The organism is Tolypothrix tenuis PCC 7101, assembly GCF_963874875.1.
Classification (GTDB): domain Bacteria; phylum Cyanobacteriota; class Cyanobacteriia; order Cyanobacteriales; family Nostocaceae; genus Aulosira; species Aulosira tenue.
The window spans coordinates 2,668,323-2,689,187 of sequence record NZ_CAWNJS010000001.1 but is presented as its reverse complement, the minus strand read 5'-3'; the positions used below and the strand labels follow the sequence as shown (position 1 = coordinate 2,689,187).

General features: G+C 40.0%; 16 protein-coding genes. 12 read left to right on the top strand and 4 right to left on the bottom strand.

What is annotated here, in order from left to right:
• Positions 1 to 20 precede the first annotated feature (20 nt).
• From AACU25_RS11085 to AACU25_RS11060, 6 genes are all read left to right on the top strand, one after another.
• Positions 21 to 1,247 carry a glycosyltransferase family 4 protein gene (locus AACU25_RS11085; protein ID WP_096575546.1) on the top strand — a complete coding sequence of 409 codons (1,227 nt, stop codon included), beginning with the start codon at positions 21 to 23 and terminating at the stop codon, positions 1,245 to 1,247.
• Between the two features lie 371 nt (positions 1,248 to 1,618).
• Positions 1,619 to 2,269: a sugar transferase gene (locus AACU25_RS11080; protein ID WP_096575544.1), complete on the top strand. Its 651-nt coding sequence runs from the start codon at positions 1,619 to 1,621 to the stop codon at positions 2,267 to 2,269.
• 94 nt (positions 2,270 to 2,363) lie between these two features.
• On the top strand, positions 2,364 to 4,565 hold the full coding sequence (locus tag AACU25_RS11075; RefSeq protein ID WP_190445702.1) for a polysaccharide biosynthesis tyrosine autokinase: 2,202 nt from the start codon (positions 2,364 to 2,366) through the stop codon (positions 4,563 to 4,565).
• A 126-nt stretch (positions 4,566 to 4,691) separates the two neighbouring features.
• On the top strand, positions 4,692 to 6,194 hold the full coding sequence (locus AACU25_RS11070; protein ID WP_096575540.1) for an O-antigen ligase family protein: 1,503 nt from the start codon (positions 4,692 to 4,694) through the stop codon (positions 6,192 to 6,194).
• 82 nt (positions 6,195 to 6,276) lie between these two features.
• The gene (locus AACU25_RS11065) at positions 6,277 to 7,686 is read left to right on the top strand and encodes an oligosaccharide flippase family protein (RefSeq protein ID WP_096575538.1); all 1,410 of its coding nucleotides are present in this window, start codon (positions 6,277 to 6,279) and stop codon (positions 7,684 to 7,686) included.
• 527 nt (positions 7,687 to 8,213) lie between these two features.
• On the top strand, positions 8,214 to 9,017 hold the full coding sequence (locus AACU25_RS11060; protein ID WP_096575536.1) for an SDR family NAD(P)-dependent oxidoreductase: 804 nt from the start codon (positions 8,214 to 8,216) through the stop codon (positions 9,015 to 9,017).
• 223 nt (positions 9,018 to 9,240) lie between these two features.
• Here AACU25_RS11060 and AACU25_RS11055 read toward each other — a convergent pair whose 3' ends face one another.
• The 4 genes from AACU25_RS11055 to murG form a co-directional block, all read right to left on the bottom strand.
• Positions 9,241 to 9,390 (bottom strand): PsaJ protein, encoded by a 150-nt coding sequence (locus AACU25_RS11055; RefSeq protein WP_096575534.1) that lies wholly within the window; start codon positions 9,388 to 9,390, stop codon positions 9,241 to 9,243.
• Positions 9,391 to 9,891: 501 nt separating this feature from the next.
• Positions 9,892 to 10,137: a DUF6737 family protein gene (locus tag AACU25_RS11050; protein WP_096575532.1), complete on the bottom strand. Its 246-nt coding sequence runs from the start codon at positions 10,135 to 10,137 to the stop codon at positions 9,892 to 9,894.
• A gap of 11 nt (positions 10,138 to 10,148) precedes the next feature.
• Positions 10,149 to 10,625 carry a hypothetical protein gene (locus AACU25_RS11045; protein WP_321206639.1) on the bottom strand — a complete coding sequence of 159 codons (477 nt, stop codon included), beginning with the start codon at positions 10,623 to 10,625 and terminating at the stop codon, positions 10,149 to 10,151.
• Between the two features lie 301 nt (positions 10,626 to 10,926).
• Positions 10,927 to 12,003 (bottom strand): undecaprenyldiphospho-muramoylpentapeptide beta-N-acetylglucosaminyltransferase, encoded by a 1,077-nt coding sequence (gene murG, locus AACU25_RS11040; protein ID WP_096575530.1) that lies wholly within the window; start codon positions 12,001 to 12,003, stop codon positions 10,927 to 10,929.
• A gap of 84 nt (positions 12,004 to 12,087) precedes the next feature.
• Here murG and AACU25_RS11035 point away from each other — a divergent pair, with 84 nt between their 5' ends.
• From AACU25_RS11035 to AACU25_RS11010, 6 genes are all read left to right on the top strand, one after another.
• Complete coding sequence (locus AACU25_RS11035) at positions 12,088 to 12,960, top strand: hypothetical protein (RefSeq protein WP_096575528.1); 873 nt, start codon at positions 12,088 to 12,090, stop codon at positions 12,958 to 12,960.
• A 176-nt stretch (positions 12,961 to 13,136) separates the two neighbouring features.
• Positions 13,137 to 13,910: an SDR family oxidoreductase gene (locus tag AACU25_RS11030; RefSeq protein WP_096575526.1), complete on the top strand. Its 774-nt coding sequence runs from the start codon at positions 13,137 to 13,139 to the stop codon at positions 13,908 to 13,910.
• Between the two features lie 36 nt (positions 13,911 to 13,946).
• On the top strand, positions 13,947 to 14,603 hold the full coding sequence (locus AACU25_RS11025) for a DUF1295 domain-containing protein (RefSeq protein ID WP_096575524.1): 657 nt from the start codon (positions 13,947 to 13,949) through the stop codon (positions 14,601 to 14,603).
• A gap of 412 nt (positions 14,604 to 15,015) precedes the next feature.
• Complete coding sequence (locus AACU25_RS11020) at positions 15,016 to 15,411, top strand: VOC family protein (protein WP_096575522.1); 396 nt, start codon at positions 15,016 to 15,018, stop codon at positions 15,409 to 15,411.
• 796 nt (positions 15,412 to 16,207) lie between these two features.
• Positions 16,208 to 19,876 carry a PAS domain S-box protein gene (locus tag AACU25_RS11015; protein ID WP_096575520.1) on the top strand — a complete coding sequence of 1,223 codons (3,669 nt, stop codon included), beginning with the start codon at positions 16,208 to 16,210 and terminating at the stop codon, positions 19,874 to 19,876.
• 18 nt (positions 19,877 to 19,894) lie between these two features.
• Complete coding sequence (locus AACU25_RS11010) at positions 19,895 to 20,617, top strand: SDR family oxidoreductase (RefSeq protein ID WP_096575518.1); 723 nt, start codon at positions 19,895 to 19,897, stop codon at positions 20,615 to 20,617.
• Positions 20,618 to 20,865 lie beyond the last annotated feature (248 nt).

Sequence of the window (20,865 nt, the reverse complement as noted above, 5' to 3'; positions counted from 1 at the left end):
AAGAATGAAGGAGTCTAATTATGAGTCAGCCTACTCTCACAATTTTCTATCAATTTAATCCCTGGAATCCTACCATTGGCGGTATCCAGACTTGTATCCGTTATGTAATCAAATATGCGCCTAAGGAGTTCCACATCCGCCTAGTGGGAACAGGTAATGGCGATCCAAATATGCCTGTGGGTCAGTGGTCTGACGCTGAGTTATTTGGCAGAAAGTTTTCGTTCATGCCCTTAATTGAGCTAAAGAACGACAATATTCGCGGTTTAGTGCCTACCACAGTTAAGTATACAATGGCACTATTAGGGCGCGATTTCTCATCGGACTTTATGCAATTCCATCGCATAGAACCGACAATAGCTGCCTCTGGCTGGTCTGGCAAGAGAATTTTTTATATTCATAATGATATTGAGCAGGAAATAAAAGGCTCAAGCGAGGGAGGCGGTATTCTCTGGCGATATTTCCCTGCAGCTTATTACGCGCTGGAAAGCCGGTTAGTACGCCAGTTTGATCGCATCCTCTCCTGCAATACTAAAGCTGCAAAACAATATCAACAGCGTTACTCAGATATTACAGAACGGATTTCCTATCTACCCAATACTGTGGATGGAGATGTTTTCTATTCTTTAAGTTCTAGCGAACGAGAAGCAGCTAGAATCAAGCAAGCACAAGAGTTGGGGCTATCAACTGATACTCGGTTTATCTTGTTTGCTGGTCGTCTGCATCCACAAAAGCAGCCACTATTATTGATTCGTTCCTTTGCGGCGCTTAACGATCCTCAGGCTCACTTATTAATTGTGGGTCAGGGTGAGTTAGAAGAAGATGTACGTGCGGAAATTACTCGTTTAGAGTTGTCGAATAGAGTCACGCTACTTCCACCACTTGCACAAGCAAAGCTCGCAGATTTATATCGAGTTTCTAGTATGTTTGTGTTAACGAGTGCTTACGAAGGATTATGCCGGGGTAGTATTGAAGCACTGGCCTGTGGAACACCTGTTGTGACAACTCGTGCGGGTGAAACACCCAATTTCCTCACCGCAGATAGTGGTATTGTCTGTGAAGAACAAACTCCAGTAGCGATCGCCGATCAGTGGAGAAAGGTATTAAGGAATCCGGAAAATTATCCCTCGGAAGCATGTGTGCGCGTAGTTAAACCCTATGACGCTCGTTATGTTGTGAATGGTATTTACACTGAATTGTTAGAAAATTGGCAAAGTGAACAAGGTCAATTTTCGGGAGTATATGCATAAATTCCATGCATACAGTTAACAGCAAGAGTGGTTTTAAGTAACCATCAGCATTGGGTTATGTACTATCTTTTGAAAATCTGAAAACAGTATTAGGTTCCAGCTTTTCAATCTCCAATCCCAAATTCGTATAATTCGCCCATTTTTTAGGCTTGAGAAACAAGACGAAACGAAAGCATATTTGCCATCGCCATTTGCGAATTAATTTTGGGTATTGGTTCCCCACTCATCACTATCCAAAAACTTGATTTCTCGGGAGCCGCGATCGCAAGGTTATTGCACTACTTCTTGAGCCACAAAAATGGGCGAACTTTCTGTGATTAATTCTTCATTTTGTCAATTTAAATGTCATAGTTCGCTGTTACTAAAAGTCCATGCAGATTCATCTTCAAACGAGTGCTAATTTTGCACAAAGGGTACATCCTTCGGCTACGAGTTTAGTAAAACGATTGATAGATATTGTGGGTGCGCTCATTGGTTTATCTCTTACTTTATTAGTAGCTATACCAATAGCGATCGCTATCAAATTAGATAGTTCCGGCCCAATTTTTTACAGTCAGACTCGTTGTGGTTTAAACGGCAAAAATTTTCGTATCTGGAAGTTCCGGACGATGCTTCCTAATGCCGAATATCTGAAGCATCTAGTGCCAAATCAGGCTAAGGGACATATTTTCAAGAATGCTCAAGATCCCCGAATTACTCGCGTTGGCTCTTTCTTACGCCGCACCAGCTTAGACGAATTACCTCAATTCTGGAATGTTTTGCAAGGTGATATGAGTTTAGTTGGTACTCGTCCTCCCACTGTTGATGAAGTGATGAATTATGAACTCCACCACTTTCAAAGGTTGCTAGTTAAACCTGGAATTACAGGTGAATGGCAAGTTAATGGACGTTCTCATATAGAAGATTTTGAAGATATTGTCAAAATGGATCTAGAATATCAGAAAAAGTGGTCTGTTATTTACGATCTCAAATTAATTTTAAAAACAATTCATGTAGTCTTAAAGAGCAAAGGAGCATACTAACTATTTATCTGTTAACATAATTATTAACCTATAGTATTTTCTACGTTAAAGAAATTTACTTTAACCAGTTTTAGTATACTTTCAAAGCGAAATCTTGGCAGGCACATTAATGGGTAAAGCTGCTTTTCCTTTATCTTCAACATCCGCTATTAAACGTCATTCTTGGGCGGCGGCATTAACTTTTGTATCTGTATTAGTAGGTGTAGCTGCAATTAGTTTTGCAATTTCACCTCGTTTATATGAAACATCAATAAGACTACTTGTTGGGCAAAAAGAAGTTGGTCTAACATCTCTAGGCCAAGCATTAACAGATATTAATAATAAAGCACCTAGTAAAGCTGCTGACCCAGTAGCAACACAAGCAGAATTAGTAAAATCTCCTCAAGTTCTGCGGAGTGCGCTCAAAAAATTTCAGAAAAATAGTGAAATACCAGTCGAGAAGCTACCCACAATTGAGCAATTACAGCAAGCCATTAGGGTAGAAATTATACCGGCAACGAATCTGTTGCAAATTAGCTATCAAAACCCCTATCCCAAAGTATCAGCCGATCTGTTAAACGAGATTGCCAAGTTGGTGATGGTGGAAAACACTAAGCTAATTCGCACAGAAGCTTCATCAGTACGCAAGTTTCTGGAAGAGCAAATCGCTCAACAACAAATCAAGCTCAAACAAGCTGAGATCGCAGAAAGAAGATATCGGGAAACCTATTCTTTAGTGGCATCAGAAACCCAAACTCAAGGTTTAATTGAAAGCTTAACAGAGCTAGAAAATCAGGAAAGGCAGCTGCGCGCCCAATTGCAAGAAGCTAGAAACAAAGACCAATCATTACAACAAGTAGTGGGGGTAAATGATTCTCAAGGGGCATACGTTGCTGGTCGTGTTGGGCAAGATGAACAGCTCAAAGAACTGCAAAGACAACTTACAAGTGTAGAAGTAGCACTCACAGATGCTCGCTTCCGGTGGACAGACGAACATCCTAATGTTTTAGCGCTGTTACATAAGCGAGACGAACTACGTTCTTTGTATAATCAACAACTATCACAAATAGTTCCTGCAAATCAAGCGGTATCTTCTAGCCAAGTTGCCTCTAACCAATTAAGCCAAGACTTAATGTCTTTGTATATCACCAGTCATATTGAACGTCAGGGCTTAGAAAATAAGCTCAACGTCGTCCAGTCTGACATCCAGCGTTTGCGATCGCGTGTAGCAAAAATTCCCTCTTCTCAACAAGCATTGGTAAGCTTGACTCGGGAACGCGAAAAAGCTGATAAAGCTCTCAAAGCCTTAGAAGATAAGCTAGAAGAAGCCCGGATTGCAGAAGGACAAATCCTCAGCAACATCCGGATTATTGGACAAGCTGAAATTCCTACCGATCCAGTTTCACCAAGACCCCTGGTAATTATAGTACTCAGTACCGTCATTGCCATTATTGCGGCTGGCGCAATGGTATTAATTCGGGAACTCATGGCTTCCACATTGCGCGATACATCTGAAGTTGAAGCTTGGCTAGAAACTCCTGTAATCGGAGTATTACCCAAATTTTCACCTGCAACCTCTAGTTTGGCAGACCTCAACAATTTGTTGGATACCTCCGACTCTGTAGAGCCATACCGGATGTTGCTCAAAACCTTAGAATCTGCTGGTAAAGAGAGCGCCAGAGTTATCGTTATTAGCAGTGTCAGTGGTGGAGAAGGAAAATCTTCAGTAGCATTACATTTAGCTGCTGTAGCCGGAATTTTATCAAGACGCACATTAATTATCAATGCAGACTTTCAATATCCCATGTATGAAAGTTTGCTGAATCTGCCTTCTTCCCTAGGATTAACAGAAGTCATTACAGAGAATGTGCCTTGGCAGAATGCAGTTCAACAAACAGCAATTCCCAATTTATCAGTACTAGGCTCTGGTAAAATCCCCGATCGCCCATCTATGATTATTGAGACAGATGCGATGGCGGAGCTTTTGGAAGAAGCGGCAAAACATTATGATTATGTAATCGTTGATTCTGCTCCCATCAAAAATTCTGCAGATGCTGCTACCTTAAGCCAATTTTCAGATGGTGTACTTCTAGTTGTTAAGCCTAACACTACCTCTAGAGATGCTGCTATGCAAGCAATATCTAACTTACAAAAGAGTGGTAGCGTTGTTTTGGGCGTAGTCATGAATGAAACTGTACTACCACTAGAAAAAGCTCCTCCTGCACTTGCTTCTACTGTTGAAAGAAAGCAATTAGCAGCAGCTGAACATTCTTCCTCATGGTCAATGGTTAAGGAAACAGGCAAACATACTGGCTAGTACAAGAATAATAATTTTGCCAGCCTTTTACTTAGATATTGGCTCAATTTACGGGGTGCTATAGCAGTTCTTCTGAGTTTTTATTGTGCAGCTTTTCGGATGAGACAAATACATATTTGACAGATAATGGCAATAGATCAAGGTAGCAATATTCTTTTTCGTCCTACCATTTGGATTAGTATTTTAGGACTTATTCTTAGCATTATTTTTGGTGTGGTTGCAAACTTACAACCACTGTACATATTTGTGCTTTTTGTTGCTATTGCTATCCTCATCAATTTCTTTAAAAACTTTGAGCAAACCGTTTTAGGTTTATTAATTTTACGCAGTGCTTTAGATGCCTTTTCTGATCAGCAACTACCTGCTGCATTTGCTGTAGGAATAGATATCTTGGCATTGCTTTATGTGGCAGTTCTCTTGCTTCGCAGACAAAAAATACATACCGATGGATTTTGGTGGTTGCTAGCGGGATGGATTGCTCTGCAAGGATTATGGGTAGTTTTACAAGCAATAGGTGGGTTAGGGCTAGGAGCCTCATACTTACCAGTAGCTATGCGGGAATGGATCAGAGTATTTTCGGGATTGATGATTTACCTGTTAGTGATGCAACTTAAGGATCGACTAACAGCAGAGAAAGTAATTTCTTACTTATTCTTAAGTTTGATTATTCCCATCACCGCAGCTACTTTGCAAATCTTGTTACCACCATCAATGCTGCCTTCGTTTCTAGTATTTCAAAGCGGATACGCTATTGAAGCTGGATCGCGGATGAATGGAACTTTGGGACATCCCAATGCTTTTGCGACATTCACTTTGTTTTTTCTTGGTGTTGCACTTTGGAAAGTAGGGCAAGTAAAGCAACGTTTACCTTGGCTAATATTAGTTGCAGCGCTGGCTTTTTTCTTAGTTAGTAGTAAATCATTAACAGGGTTAATGATGCTGGTTGCTTTTATTCCAGCATTAGTCGCACCAAAAATGAATATAGTCAACTTAATTGGCGGTATTTTACTGTTTGGGTTGGTGTTATTTTTCTTTGCTAGCTCACCTATGGGGCAAGAGCGTTTGCAATCTTTGTATGGCACACCACTATTAAACCCAGATATTGATGTATCTCGCGCAATTTTGTTGCAATGGGATGATGGCAATAGTTTTAACTGGCGGATTGCTCAGTGGACATTCTTACTAGAAAAATGGAAGTATTCACCACTTTTAGGATATGGATTAGACACCTCTAGGTTCTTAACTCCCCTTGCTAGCTATTCTCATAACGATTATGTGAGATTTTTGGCTGAAGAAGGGATTTTTGGATTTATTCTATTTTTGTTTTTAATTGGTGCCCTATTTGTTCGTCTGTTCCAACTAGCTTACTCTGTTCCACCTAATTCATCGAAACGCAATCTCTGTTTTATTATGCTAGCGTTTCTTGTCTCTATGTTAGTAGGGATGTTAGCAGGAAATGTTTGGAATCACACTACTCTATTTTTCTACTGGTGGACTTTATTAGCTGTAGCTGGCTGGGATTGGGATAAACCGATCAATGCTGAAGTTGATTCAGCTACATCTACAAAACCGAAATATTTTAATTATCAAAGGAATTCTACTCGCCGCCGCTTGTCACGCTCTGAATAATGAATTCTGGTAATTCCAGCAGAAATTATCATGCATCAATCTCATCCCATCATTATTAACTAAAATCAAGATGTTTCTATAAATGCCTAATACAAAAGATATTAAAGGAAAAATTATTCGCGGCGGTGTCTCAATGACACTGAGACAATTACTAGTTGCAGCCCTTTCAATGGTGAATGTACTAGTAATTGCTCGAATGTTAGGCCCTGGACTATATGGTATTGTCACTATTGTTCTAAGTATTTTTTATTTTTTAAATCAAGTCTGCCGTTTGGGATTGCAGGTTTACCTAGTACGTCAGCCAAATCTTACTGATGAAGAACCCGCACAAATCCAGGCATTTTATAACTTTTTGGGAATAGCGATTTGTGCTGTATTGTGGTGTGCTGCTCCCCTGGTTGGCTGGTGGACAAAAGAGCCAGAGGTGACTGGTGCATTACAAGCCGTCTTACCTGCGTTGTGGATGGATATGGTGAGTCGAGTTCCGACTAGTATGTTGGAACGAGAACTGAGTTTTGACAAGGTGGGTTTGTTAGAAGCAGTGTCTCGTGTGGTGTTGTATGTTTCGGCTATTCCCCTAGTATTAATTGGCTGGGGCTATTGGGGGCCGATTATTGGCACAGTTTTGGGATATTTAGTCCAACTAGTAATGGCGTACTACTATTATCCCGTTCCTTGGCGCTGGAGTTGGCAATGGAAAGTAGTTAAACCCGCCATAAATTATGGACTTACCTATTCTGGCTCTGATGGCATTTTAAACCTGAGAAGATTACGATTGCCTTTATTAGTGAGTCGTTTAGGCGGTACGGAGATAGTTGGCTACATCAGTATTGCCATGCGATTGGCAGAGCAATTAGCAATCTTGCGTTTGGTGGTGCGGCGGATGTCCATTAGCGTGATGGCGAAATTAGTGGATAAGCCAGAACAAACGCGCAAGGCAATTAGTAAAGGAATGACATATCAGGCTCTATTAATTGGGCCGATTTGTGCTGCTTTTTCTTGTACTTCTGCCTGGTTAATTCCTTTAATGTTCTCTCATAAGTGGTTAATCAGTGCTCAAATCTTTCCCTTCATTGCAGTAGGAGTTTTGGTAGGAGCGATTTTTGAACTGCATACATCTAGTTTGTATGCTGTAGGACATAACTATGAAATTGCTCATCGCAACGCTTGGTATGTAGGTGTTCTATGGTTAGCAACCATAATTTTCCTCCCGCTAATGGGATTGTGGGGATACGGTTTGTCAGAAATTTTGGCTTTACCCAGCTTCTACCTGCTTCATAAATCGATTGCTAAGTTATTTGGTTCACCCGATTATTGGGATGCCTTTTGGATTACCTTAGTCTCGACAATTTCTATGTTTGCTGGTGTGTTCTTACCACCAGTTGCAGCAGTGGGAGTGCTGGTTGTTAGCTATGGAGCGATATTTATTTATTGTCCGGGTATTCGTAAAATTCCTTTGGATATTTGGGCAGCTAGGCGGTCGGCAGCTTAAAAATTGATTGCATCAAGTAATCCTCAATGCAATAATCATGTAATTCAAATTACATGATTATTTTTTTTGCTTATATAAATATACTGTTTTAGATATGTTCATAATTAAACTTAATTTTGATATTGGAACTGTTGAGAAGTTGTAGCGATCGCCACTCTCAATTAACGCTCAATATATTAGAAATAGGCTATTCTAGCGCATTTTATATTTGGATGACATCTGGAAAGTAAAAATCATCCTAGAGATTTTCGGAATACTACTTTGGTATTAGTTAAAGCTATTGTTGGCAAACCATAACTTTATGATATTTGCAGTTTGTCTTGAGATATACAACAGCTTTATAGTCATGGAACTATATTCAAAAGAGAGGAGCTTAATTATTGGTTTTTATGGGTTACAATCTAAAATTTGTAACTCATATTTCCAATAAATTAAGGACGCTAAATATTTCTATTTTGTTCCGCGATTATTTTGCATAATTTTTAGAACCGCCAAACCCATTAGGTATAATCTACATATTTTCTCTTATGAACAAAGCACAGCAATACAATTACAAAAAAACCGTTCTGATTACAGGCGCAGCTAACGGGATTGGCTATGAATTGGCATATATTTTTGCCCAAAATAACTATAATCTTGTATTAATAGATATCATGGCGCAAAGGCTAGCTGATGTTACTGAGAAAATTAGGCAGCAATTTGACATTTGTGTAAAACCTATAGTTAAGGATTTATCTATAAAAACTTCACCAGAAGAGATTTTTGCAGAATTACAACAAGAATCTATTCAGATTGATGTGCTAGTAAATAATGCTGGATTTGGTATTCATGGTTTATTTAGTGAAACTAACTTGAATACTGAGCTAGATATGCTGCAAGTAAATTTAGTCACCCTGACTCATTTAACTAAGTTATTTCTCAAAGATATGGTGAGCAAAGGTGAGGGGAAAATCTTAAATCTTGCTTCTGCAGCTGCTTTTCAACCAGGCCCTTTAATGGCAGTTTATTTTGCTACCAAAGCCTATATTTTATCATTCTCTCAAGCACTAGCAAGTGAATTAGAAAATACAGGTGTCACTGTAACAGCTCTTTGTCCCGGGCCAACAGAATCAGCTTTTCATGAACGCACAGGGCTTGCAGGTGCTAAACAAATAGAAAATAATAATATGATGGATGCAGAAACAGTAGCAAAAATCGGTTATCGTGCCTTAATGGAAGGTAAAACTGTTGCTATTCCTGGGTTGAAAAATAGAATTCTGGCAGAAATGGTGAGATTTACACCTAGGAATTTGGTTACAAAGATTGTGAAAAATATGCAGGAAGTTAAATAAATTGTGAATTGATATAAACGTTTTAATTGGAATTAAAGACAATTACAGGCAGAATTTAAATTTCTGCCTGAAACATAATCATTTGTAGGTAATTGCGTCTTCTTAAAGCAGTTTTCATGTATTTAGACCACACGCTAATATCTGTATTTCTTTGTTCATTTGCGTAAGATATAAAGATGTGGTTCATTTACCTGAAAATCGCTGTAAAGCAGATTACGCATGATTATGGCATGGGATGAAAAAGCAAATCGGGGAAGATAAAATTAAAAATCGCCCATATAGAAAAAGCTATGGATATAGTTAGTACGGACAGAACTGGTGCAAGAGAAAGATATTTCTGAAAATAGCGTGATTGGTCGTTGGATTTCTGCATTGATGACTCCTAAATTCAGTGAATGATTGCAGATGTTTGATTACAATAAGAATCCGATTTGATTTCTGAAAAAATCTCAGCTTTGGTGCGGATGCGTTACGCTATCGCTAACGCATCCTACGTGAACTTCAAAAATCGAATCTGAGTCGTCAAGTAATCTGACAAATATTTCTGTGGAATTTTGGGTAAAAATCCCAAAATCAGAAATCAAATTTGCGTTATATTCAAAAGGTTAATTAAAATTAATTGCCTTACCTTCTAACTAAAGGAAGGCATGGTATTAAATTGGATGCTGATTTTGGCTACTTAGTGAGTATTTAAACGCTATTAAGTAAACGAGTAAAATGCACCAAATTTTCTTGTATAACGGGGAAAATGCCAATCCGCCACCTCATAACTTCTTATAAAATAGAAAGGTGCGTTACGCCTAAGGCTAACGCACCCTACGTTGATTTCAGAAATTAAATTATAGTTTGATAGCGAGACTGCAACCCAAAATTATCAATGATCTAAATTTTGGTTTTGGTAAGAATCTAAAATACCACTGCGAATAATTAGTTGCGGCCAGATTAATAGAAAAAAGCCCATCCAAAGCAAGATAGGTATAGAGATGATAACTGTTAGCCAAATAGTTTTAAATATTAGCCAACTACCACTAATCAGCGTTATACCTGTAAGAACTATAGACCAGGGTTGACACCACCAAGGTTTGTAATTCCACGGACTTATGGGCTTTTTGTCTTGCATTTTACAAATTGTTAATTAGGTTTCCATGTTTCTAAGGAGATATATTCATCCTTGAGAATATCGTAAACTTGAATGTTACCACTGGGATTCAAGACCCGGAATAAATAAATGGTGTCAACATGGTCTACATGATTTTCTACAACTCGCACCGTGTAGTAAGGTGCTTCGGGAGTTGGTGAACTATCAATCATTGTAGCGACACGAATCTTTCCCTTAGAAAGTTGTTCAATTTCTCTAGTTTTACGTTTGACTTGTGGTAGTTTAGCGACTAAGTCAACGGCAGCTTTTTCATCAATTCCGCTAGGAGATTGAGCAATTTTAATTACATCATTGCTATCAAAAGCCTTGACTTTTGCTGCATAATTGATCCCCATTTGAGCATGAATTATCGGACTTTGAGCCATAGCTGAATGTCCTGCTATTGCAATTAAAGATGAAATAATTAAAGAACTACAGGCCAATCGTTGCATGACAGTACTTGCTAGCATTTTGGTTTGCTCGAAATGAGAACTCGTTATAAATTAAGCATATCGAGACAGGAATCAAAATGTCATCTGCATGGGGATCGTTTTGCTAGTCTGTTGAGATCATCAAAATATGCTAAACCGTTGATATTTTTGTGCTGCTATAGTCAACGGTTTAATGTTTTTGCAGTTCCATCAATTCTTATTGTAGGAATTACGGTTTTTCCTACAGTTGCAAGCATCTATTTACGCCAGATTCATCCACCAAAAAATATGCAGATTTAAAAAAGTCACTCCTCATACTCTGCATTTAGTAGTTGATTTTCTACCTTTCCACTACTTCACGCAGTAATTGCGCTAATTTATCAGCACTGTCGGGAATTGCGATCGCTTTTGCTTTCTCTCCCATCTTGGCTAGTTCGCTAGGTGAGTGCAATAATTCTAAAACCTGATTCTGCAATATTTCGGTGGTTAACTCTGATTGCTGGAATGCTAAGGCTGCGCCTGCTTTGGTAAACACCTTCGCATTGTAAGTTTGATGATCTTCGGCTGCAAAGGGGTAAGGAATTAAAATCGCTGGCGTACCACACACCGCCAATTCTGTTAAGCTACCTGCACCAGAACGACTAATGGCTAAATTTGCCCGTCGCAACAAGGCCGCCATATTATCGTAAAACGGCAAGGCGATATATTGGGGATGCTTGAGACTATCCGCTTCTGGATCTTTATCTCCTGTTAAATGCACTACATAAGCGCCAGCTGCAAACCAAGCGGGTGCAGATTGACGGACTAACTGATTAATTGCGACTGCGCCTTGACTACCACCAAAGACAACAATTAAGGGAACGCCATCAGGGATGGGTAAATCTAGCGAGACATTGATTCCGGGATCGAGGAATTGCGATCGCACGGGAGTCCCAACGTAAACATTTTTAGCACGGGGTAAATACTGGGCAGCTACATCAAAACCCACAGCCACAGCATCACACCAAGGGCCGAAAAAGCGTGTTACCTTACCTGGTAAAGCGTTAGATTCGTGGAAAACTACAGGTATTCCTAGAGAACGCGCCGCAATCACGGCGGGGCCTGCTATATAACCTCCCGTGGTAAATAATCCCTGAAAATTACCTTGTTTGAGGATGCGTCTCACATCCAAAATCGAACCAATGAGTTTACCTAAAATGCGAAAAGACGAAATGCCAAAACCTTGCTGAAACCCTTCGACTGCAATAGTATGCAAAGGATAGTGTCTGGGTACAAGCTGAGTTTCTAAACGATTGGGGACACCCAACCATTCAATTTCATATTCTGGAAGTTTTTGGGCCAGTGCGATCGCGGGAAACAAATGTCCACCAGTCCCACTGGCTGCTATTAATAACCTAATCGGTGCTTCTTCTACCATCAAAACCCTACCGTTTAGCGCTTAGTTTAACTAAGATAAAACAATTTCCTCACCTTCTCTAGTGAAATCAGTAAATTCTTGCCAATGACTAAGATTATTACTTTATTACTGAAACGCCGCTGCAAATTTCCCACCAGCATCGGGCTAATTTTATCTTTAGTGACCCTGGGGATCGTCAGTACTTGGCAATGTACTCAAGCCAGTACACCAAGAAACTCACAACTTTCTAGGAAATCAACATCTGAGCGTGTAGCTGCTAGAAAATACGCACAAAACGCACCTTCCGAATTGACAAATTTGTTAACACAAATTGATACAGCCGCTACTCAAGGTGATATTAAAAAGGTAATCGAATTCTACAGCCCTAGTTTTACTCATGGCGATGGTTTAAATCGCCAAACTTTAGAAAAAGCCTTAGTTGACCTCTGGAAACGATATCCCAAATTAAGATACAGTACCCAACTGCAATCTTGGCAATCACAAGGCAATGGGATTGTGGCTGAAACCGTCACTAATATAACTGGTTTACCTTCGGCTAACAGTAATAATTTAAGTTTCAACGCCACAATTAGATCGCGTCAGCGAATCGCAGGTGCAAAAATCATCCGTCAAGATATCTTGTCGGAACGTACCCTGCTAACTTCAGGTAGCAAACCACCTCAAGTTGATGTTAAGTTACCACAACAAGTCCAAGTTGGACAGCAATATAATTTTGATGCGATTGTTCAAGAACCATTAGGCGATGAGTTTCTTTTAGGAACCGCCATAGAAGAACCTATTAAAGCAGACAAATATCTTAACCCCACACCTGTGGATTTAGAATTACTCAACTCTGGCGGACTTTTTAAAGTCGGACGCGCACCTTCAACCCCTGGTAGCCAATGGCTTTCTGCTGTCATCCTCCGGGGAGATGGGATGACGATGGTGACACAGCGTTTACAGGTTGTGAAAAAGTAAATAGGGCATGGGGCATTGGGCATTGGGCATTGGTAATAGGTAATGGGTAATGGGTAATAATAATTTCCCTTTTTTTCCTTTCCCTTTTCCCCCAGTCCCCAGTCCCCAATCCCCAATTAGTCAATTGTTCCGAATTATTGGACAATGGACACTAGACTCTTGACTCTTGACTAACAATGATTTCCCTGCAAAATCAAATTATTCTGATCACTGGCGCAAGTAGTGGGATTGGGACTGCTTGTGCCAAAGTTTTTGCTGGTGCGGGTGCAAGGTTGATTTTGGCGGCGCGAAGGCTGGAACGGTTACAGGAGTTAGCTGCTAACCTCCGTGGAGAATTTGGTACTGAAACTTATTTGTTACAACTAGATGTGCGCGATCGCCTGGCTGTGGAATCTGCTATTTCCAGTCTCCCTAATGCTTGGTCAGAGATTGACATACTAATAAATAATGCGGGACTGAGTCGCGGTTTAGACAAGTTGCATGAAGGCAGCTTTACAGACTGGGAAGAAATGATTGATACCAATATCAAGGGCTTACTTTACCTTACCCGTTATGTAGTGCCGGGGATGGTAAAACGCGATCGCGGTCATGTGGTAAATATTGGTTCGATAGCCGGACATCAAACCTACCCCAACGGCAATGTTTATTGTGGTACAAAAGCTGCTGTCAGAGCAATTTCTGAAGGTTTAAAACAAGATTTGTTAGGTACTCCTGTGCGGGTGACTTCTGTCGATCCCGGTATGGTAGAAACGGAATTTAGCGATGTGCGGTTTCATGGCGATAGCGATCGCGCCAAAAAAGTATACCAAGGAGTGCAACCCCTAACGCCAGAAGATGTGGCTGATGTGATATTTTTCTGCACTACGCGATCGCCTCATGTGAATATCAATGAAGTAGTACTTATGCCTGTTGATCAAGCTAGCGCTACACTGGTTAATCGGCGCACATGAAAGTTAGTAACTTTAAAATATTGAGTCGGTAAACTTATGGAGAATACTGCCAACGCCGAAAAAACAGGGTTAACAGCGCTCACAGCTATTAACATAGCTAAAGTTATTACAATTATCCTGTTGCTAATCTTTGCTGTTGTCTTCGGCATCCAAGATTTACGACAGGTTATTTATCTTTGTCTGCACATCAGCTATTGTCTGTGGTGGTTGTTGGAACAGTGGTTTTATCCCCAACGCCGTCAGATATTTAATGAACCTATAGGGATTAGTAGGTTCTTATTCGCGCTGTTGTTCGTCGGCGTTCTTTATGCCCTACCAGGCTACTTGGCATTTACTAATCCTATTCCTTTATCAATAACGGCAACCGCCATAGCATTGCCTTTATATACCTTTGGTACACTGATCAATGCTACCGCCGATGTCCAAAAGCTAACCGCCAAGGATTATGGTGCGGGGCTAGTTCGTGATGGTATCTGGCGTTTTTCGCGTAATATTAATTATTTTGGCGATTTGCTACGGTATTTAAGTTTTAGTGTGGTAGCCGGTTCGCCTTGGGCTTATTTGCTACCTGGAATCGTTTTTGCCATCTACTTACAACGCGTATCACAGAAAGAACAGTCTATGTCTGCCAAGTATCCAGACTATGATGAGTACCAAAAATCTAGCGCCCGTTTGATTCCATTTATTTGGTAATACTTTCACATAACATCAACCTCATCCAAATTCTCTTCGGAGGGATTTGACTTTTGCGATCGCAGATCAACAACATCTGCGATTTTTTATCTCAGCTAGTTGCAACTCATAATCATTTCGACTATGATTTATTTAGAGCAAGAAAATAAATCACCCCAGCTATAGAAAGCCTAGTCATTGGTATCATTGCCAACTTAGGCGCAAGACTTGCCACATTTATGATCGGAGCTTTCTGAGTCTCAGGCTCCGTTCCTGATTTCTGAATTCTGTTCTATACAATCACTATTCTTTTGCTAAAAACCAAATATTAATATCTTTGCTAATCCTTTACAGGAGATTATTTGACTAATCTAAATTACGAACTAATTAAAATTCATAAGTCTTCTATTTTTCCATTTTAAAGGAGCCAACTATGACTATGATTCGCTTTGAACACATTAACATTTCTTGTAAAGATATCGATGCCAGCCGGAATTTTTACCAAACTTTATTTCCTGATTGGTATGTGCGAGCCGAAGGAATATTCAATGGCGATCGCTGGATGCATTTTGGTAACAATCAGTTTTATTTAGCCTTGAATGATGACTCAGAACAAGAGCGAGTACATAAACCCTACGAAAGTATTGGGATTAATCACGTCGGCTTTGTAATTAATGATGGCGAAGCTATGAAAGCATTACTAGAAGCTAAAGGCATTGATTATTACACAATGACAGCACCAGAAACAAAGCATAGAATTTATGTCAACGACCCCGATGGTAATGAAATTGAGTTAGTTGAATATAATCGCGATTATGCTTTGGCGTAGTATGTGTAGGGTGGAATGTTGCTGACTTTAGCGAGATTTAGATCTCCGCCTTTTTGAAAAAGTCGGGGATCTGGGCAGCAACTTTTGCTTAAGTAATATTCCTTAAATATATCTAATGGTAGATGCGAAAATAATAATGCATTTATTCTGTATCATAAGGATGATCTAAGAGTTGGCAATCTATTAAAATAAATTGATTCAAGGTAAGATGGTGATATAGAAGCTTAAAAGCTTCAAAGCGCTGATTTTGAGCGTTTTAAGACGCAAGGGAAAAATTGACAAATATCATTAGTAATAATTAAAAGTAATTCTCAAATATATAGGAATCAAGTGTGCGTTAATTGTAAGCTGTAACGCTGTAAAATCCTTGCTGCAATGTAAAAAGCCCAAAACCAAACATGAAAATCTCTCTTCCCCTGTAACATTTTCCCTATTTTCAAGCTATGAGGAAGAAGAATTTTGATATTTATTCCCTAGTTGATACCTCATTTACTTGCAAACTGCGATATCAATATTTTGTCTGTGATTTTCGCAACAAAAAAATTTAATATAGGCTTTTATATCTCTGGGTTATCTATTGATAAGAAAAGTTTAATAGATATGGAGATTGATATTTTCATGGCATACGGGATATTTTGGTGAATAGATAAACTAAAAATTAAAGAAGTCGAAGATAGACTCAATTGGGATAAACCCTTGAAAATTCCACCTGAAAAATATTGCCAAATCACAAATTTTCTCTACCCATTGTCATGGTGAATTTTGGCGATCGCAGATAAAAACTATTGAGTACAATATGCAAAATGACCATCTCTTCGCATTACCTGCTCTTGCACAGGTTATCGATCCCCATCCTTTGACTGTGACACCTGATACTACTGTGATGGATGCGATCGCTTTTATGAGTCAGGCGCGAGGTAGGAGTTGTAGTTTAGATGATGCAAAGTCCACATCAACACTGAGTTCTTCCAGTTCGGGAATCAATAGTTATGTGTTAGTTACCGAAGGAGTAGCTATACGAGGTATATTTACTGAGCGAGACGTAGTCAGGCTCATTGCTATGGGGGTAAACTTAGCAAACATTCAAGTAGGCGAAGTGATGACACAACAAGCCATCACCCTGCAATACAGCGATGCTTACAATGCTGCAATTCCCCTATCTCTGATGCGTCAGCATCAAATTCGCCATCTTCCGATTGTGGATGAGCAGGAAAAATTACTGGGAATTGTAACTCACAACAGCCTCCGTCAAGCTCTCCAACCTGCTAATCTGCTGAAATTGCGCCTAGTCCGGGAAGTAATGCTGACTCAGGTAATTCATGCGCCTCATAACGCCTCTGTACTCGATTTAGCTCAACAGATGAGCCAGCATCGGGTTAGCTGTATCGTCATTGTCGAAGCTCAAGCAGCAGGCGACTCGGAATTAATATACCCCATAGGCATCGTTAGCGAACGAGATATTGTGCAATTTCGGGCATTAAATCTGGATTTAGCCCATACCCAAGCTGTAACAGTGATGAGTACGCCTATATTTACTGTCAAGCCAGAGGATTCAATGTGGGCTGCTTATCAACAGATGCAGCAGCGCTATATCCGTAGATTAGTGGTAACTGGCGATCGCAGCGAACTGTTGGGAATTGTCACTCAAAGCAGTTTTCTCAATGCAGTCGATCCCTTAGAAGTGTCGAGTGTGATTATCACATTACAACAGCAGATTGCTGAAAAAAGAAATGAATTGCACCAGCAAATACTCGAACGTCAGCAGTTGGAAGTAGAACTGCAACAAAGTAATGAGCGTTTAAAACTAGCGCTAGAGGCGGCTCAAGCTGGCTCTTGGGATTGGGATATGGTCAAGAATGAGACAATTTGGACACCTTACCATGAGATTATTTTTGGCTATCAACCAGGAACCCCAAAACGTAGTTACCAAGATTGGGCAAATCGAGTTCACCCGGAAGATTTGCCAGAAGTTCAAGCAAGTATGCAAAAAGCGATCGCCAATCGACAAAACTATATATGTGAATATCGGATAATTCTCCCGGATAATCAGATTCGCTGGGTGAATGCTCGTGGTAGTTTTTATTACAATCAGTATGGGCAAGCGATACGCCTGGTAGGGGTAGTAGATGATATCACCGAGCGTAAATTAGCAGAATCAGTCCTCCGTCAAGCCCGTGAAGAATTAGAAATCCGCGTAGCACAGCGCACTTCTGAACTATCTCAAGAAAAACAAGCATTTAGAGCGCTAGCAGACAATGCACCCGATATTATTGCCAGATTAGATTCTCATTTCCGCCATCTTTACGTCAATCGAGCCATTGAAGCTGAAACAGGCTTACCTGCTCATGAGTTTATTGGTAAAACCAACGAAGAGTTAGGAATGCCAGCAGATCAATTAACTATATGGAACAAAACTCTCACACAAGTATTTACCACAAGTCAGCCAGCAGAAATAGAATTTGAATTTCCCAGCCCTATGGGTGTGAAATATTACCAAAGCCGCTGTGTCCCAGAATTTGACCAAAATGGCACCGTTGCATCAGTACTCATCATCACGCGCAATATTACCAAGCAAAAGCAAGCAGAACTGGCTGTGCGCCAAAGTGAAGCCAAATATCGCTGCATCGTGGAAACTGCCATAGAAGGGGTATGGGCTGTAGATGCTGAGGGGAAAACAACCTTAGTTAATCAACAAATGGCTTCGATGTTGGGCTATACCATCGAGGAAATGCAGGCAAAATCGCTGTTTGAATTTATGGATGCCCAGGGAAAAGCGATCGCCTTACAATATTGGCAACGTCGGCAACCAGGCATTAAAGAACAGCACGACTTTAAATTTTGCGATCGCAATGGACGTGATGTCTGGGCGATTGTCTCTGGAACCCCCATGTTTGATGAAAATGGTGAATATATCGGTGGTTTAGGCATGATTACCGATATTACAGAGCGCAAACAAGCAGAACAGAAAATGCGCGAACAAGCAGCCTTAATTGATATTGCCACAGATGCGATTTTTGTCACCAATCTACACAATAAAATCTTATTTTGGAGCTTAGGATCTGAGCGATTATATGGCTTTGATGCCGCCGAAGCTATAGAGAAGACAGCCCAAGAGTTATTTAACGATGATGCATCTCAACTCGCAGCCGCAATGAACAGTACATTAGAGAAAGGCTGCTGGCGGGGAGAATTGGAGCAAGTTACCAAAGCAGGTACAAAAATTATCGTTGAGAGTCGTTGGACTTTGGTGCAGGAAGAATCAGGACAGCCAAAATCAATCCTGATTGTCAACACTGATATTACAGAAAAGAAGAGTCTAGAAAAGCAATTTCTGCGCGCCCAACGTTTGGAAAGTTTGGGAACTCTAGCTAGCGGTATTGCCCACGACCTCAACAATATATTTACACCTATTTTGTCAATTTCTCAACTTTTACCATTAAGAATCCCCGCAGTTGATAGCAAAACTCAAGAACTGGTAGAAGTATTAACTAAAAGTGCTAAACGTGGCAGCGACTTAGTTAAACAAATACTCATGTTTTCTAGAGGAACAGAAGGCAAACCCATCTGTTTACAAATTGGACATTTGCTTTTAGAAGTAGCAAAAGTTATTACACAGACATTTCCTAAATCTATTGAAATTACCACCAACATTCCTATTAGAACCCTGTGGATGGTGAAAGGCTATCCTACCCAAATACATCAGATTTTGATGAATCTCTGTGTCAATGCACGTGATGCAATGCCTGATGGTGGAACTCTCGATATATCTGCTGAAAATCAGTTTATTGATGAAATTTATGCCCGGATGGATCTTAATGCCCAGGTGGGAAATTATGTCGTGATTACCATTTCCGATACAGGTACAGGTATTCCCCCAGAATTGATGGATCGGATTTTTGACCCTTTTTTTACCACCAAAGAACCTGGTAAAGGCACAGGATTAGGGCTTTCCACTGTCATGAGTATTGTGAAAAATAGTGGGGGCTTTGTGCAAGTATTGAGCCAAGAGGGTAAAGGCACAAAATTTAAGGTTTACTTACCAGCCATAGAAGCAGCCATCAATGAGCAAGCATCAGCAGTGACAATACCAACAGGCAACCAAGAGCTAGTGATGATTGTTGATGATGAGGTTATGGTGCAATTAGCCACCAAAACAACACTAGAACAAGCTAATTATAGAACTTTGGTTGCTAGCGATGGTCTAGAGGCGATCGCAATTTACGTCCAGAATCAGCAGGAAATTAATTTAGTGTTAATCGATATCATGATGCCAAGTTTAGATGGATTTACTGCTATCCGTACCCTCAAAAAATTAAATCCGCAACTCAAAATCATCGCTACTAGTGGTTTACCTACTCAAAGTCGAGAAGCTTTAGCAGCCGGCGCTCAAGAGTTTTTAGCTAAACCCTACACTGCGGCAGATTTATTAAGTACTTTATCTTCGCTAATAATAAATATTGATTAAAATTATCGAGAGGAAACCATGAGTAATAATAAAAAAATTGCCGTTATCACAGGTGGAAATCGCGGTTTAGGATTGGAAGTTTCCCGCGAATTAGCTAAACAAGGATATCAAGTAATTCTCACTAGCCGCAACCAAGAAAAAGGTAATGCTGCGGCTACAAAATTAACAGATGAGGAATTAGATGTAATTTATCATCCACTAGATATTACTAGTGATGAAAGCGCTCATAAATTAGCAGAATTTCTGAATAAAGAATTTGGTAAAGTTGATGCCTTGGTAAATAATGCCGGCATCTACATTGATTCAGAAGCAAGTGGTAATAATTTGAGTATTTTTAATACCAAAATTGACACAATACAACAAACAATAGAAACTAATGTTTACGGTGCTTTACGAGTTACCCAGGCTTTACTTCCTTTAATGAAAAACCAGAATTACGGCAGAATTGTGAATGTTTCTTCCGGAATGGGACAACTCAGTAGCATGGGGGGAGGCTCTCCAGCATATCGTATTTCCAAAACCGCATTGAATGCTGTCACCCGAATTTTTGCTAGTGAATTACAAGGAACAAATATTTTAGTTAATTCAGTATGTCCAGGTTGGGTGAAAACCGATATGGGTGGCGTAAACGCACCCAGAACCCTAGAACAAGGCGCAGATACAATTGTCTGGTTAGCCACGCTTCCTGATCATAGCCCTACTGGTGGATTCTTCCGCGATCGCCAACGAATAGACTGGTAAGATACTTCCAACTAAAAAAATATCCTATCGCTAGGGTAGCAGAGGAAGCAGAGGAAGCAGGGGCGCAGAGGGAGAGAAAGAATTTGCTAAATATCTTCGCTTTTGCTGATTAAATAATTTAATTTCTGGAAGTCCCTAAACTAAAAACTATCTCAGTTCAGGACTTACGCCAGCAAAATTTGTCATTGCGACCGGAACTTAGTGTAGGGAAGCAATCCCATAATTTTAGGGGATTACGTCATTACGTC

Coding starts and splice junctions, on each gene's coding strand:
- AACU25_RS11025 (WP_096575524.1), top strand. CDS start 13,947: ATGGAGAATACTGCCAACGCCGAAAAAACAGGGTTAACAGCGCTCACA.
- AACU25_RS11050 (WP_096575532.1), bottom strand. CDS start 10,137: ATGCAAGACAAAAAGCCCATAAGTCCGTGGAATTACAAACCTTGGTGG.
- AACU25_RS11055 (WP_096575534.1), bottom strand. CDS start 9,390: ATGCAGAAATCCAACGACCAATCACGCTATTTTCAGAAATATCTTTCT.
- AACU25_RS11060 (WP_096575536.1), top strand. CDS start 8,214: ATGAACAAAGCACAGCAATACAATTACAAAAAAACCGTTCTGATTACA.
- AACU25_RS11035 (WP_096575528.1), top strand. CDS start 12,088: ATGACTAAGATTATTACTTTATTACTGAAACGCCGCTGCAAATTTCCC.
- AACU25_RS11065 (WP_096575538.1), top strand. CDS start 6,277: ATGCCTAATACAAAAGATATTAAAGGAAAAATTATTCGCGGCGGTGTC.
- AACU25_RS11015 (WP_096575520.1), top strand. CDS start 16,208: ATGCAAAATGACCATCTCTTCGCATTACCTGCTCTTGCACAGGTTATC.
- AACU25_RS11070 (WP_096575540.1), top strand. CDS start 4,692: ATGGCAATAGATCAAGGTAGCAATATTCTTTTTCGTCCTACCATTTGG.
- AACU25_RS11045 (WP_321206639.1), bottom strand. CDS start 10,625: ATGCTAGCAAGTACTGTCATGCAACGATTGGCCTGTAGTTCTTTAATT.
- AACU25_RS11020 (WP_096575522.1), top strand. CDS start 15,016: ATGACTATGATTCGCTTTGAACACATTAACATTTCTTGTAAAGATATC.
- AACU25_RS11010 (WP_096575518.1), top strand. CDS start 19,895: ATGAGTAATAATAAAAAAATTGCCGTTATCACAGGTGGAAATCGCGGT.
- AACU25_RS11030 (WP_096575526.1), top strand. CDS start 13,137: ATGATTTCCCTGCAAAATCAAATTATTCTGATCACTGGCGCAAGTAGT.
- AACU25_RS11080 (WP_096575544.1), top strand. CDS start 1,619: ATGCAGATTCATCTTCAAACGAGTGCTAATTTTGCACAAAGGGTACAT.
- AACU25_RS11085 (WP_096575546.1), top strand. CDS start 21: ATGAGTCAGCCTACTCTCACAATTTTCTATCAATTTAATCCCTGGAAT.
- murG (WP_096575530.1), bottom strand. CDS start 12,003: ATGGTAGAAGAAGCACCGATTAGGTTATTAATAGCAGCCAGTGGGACT.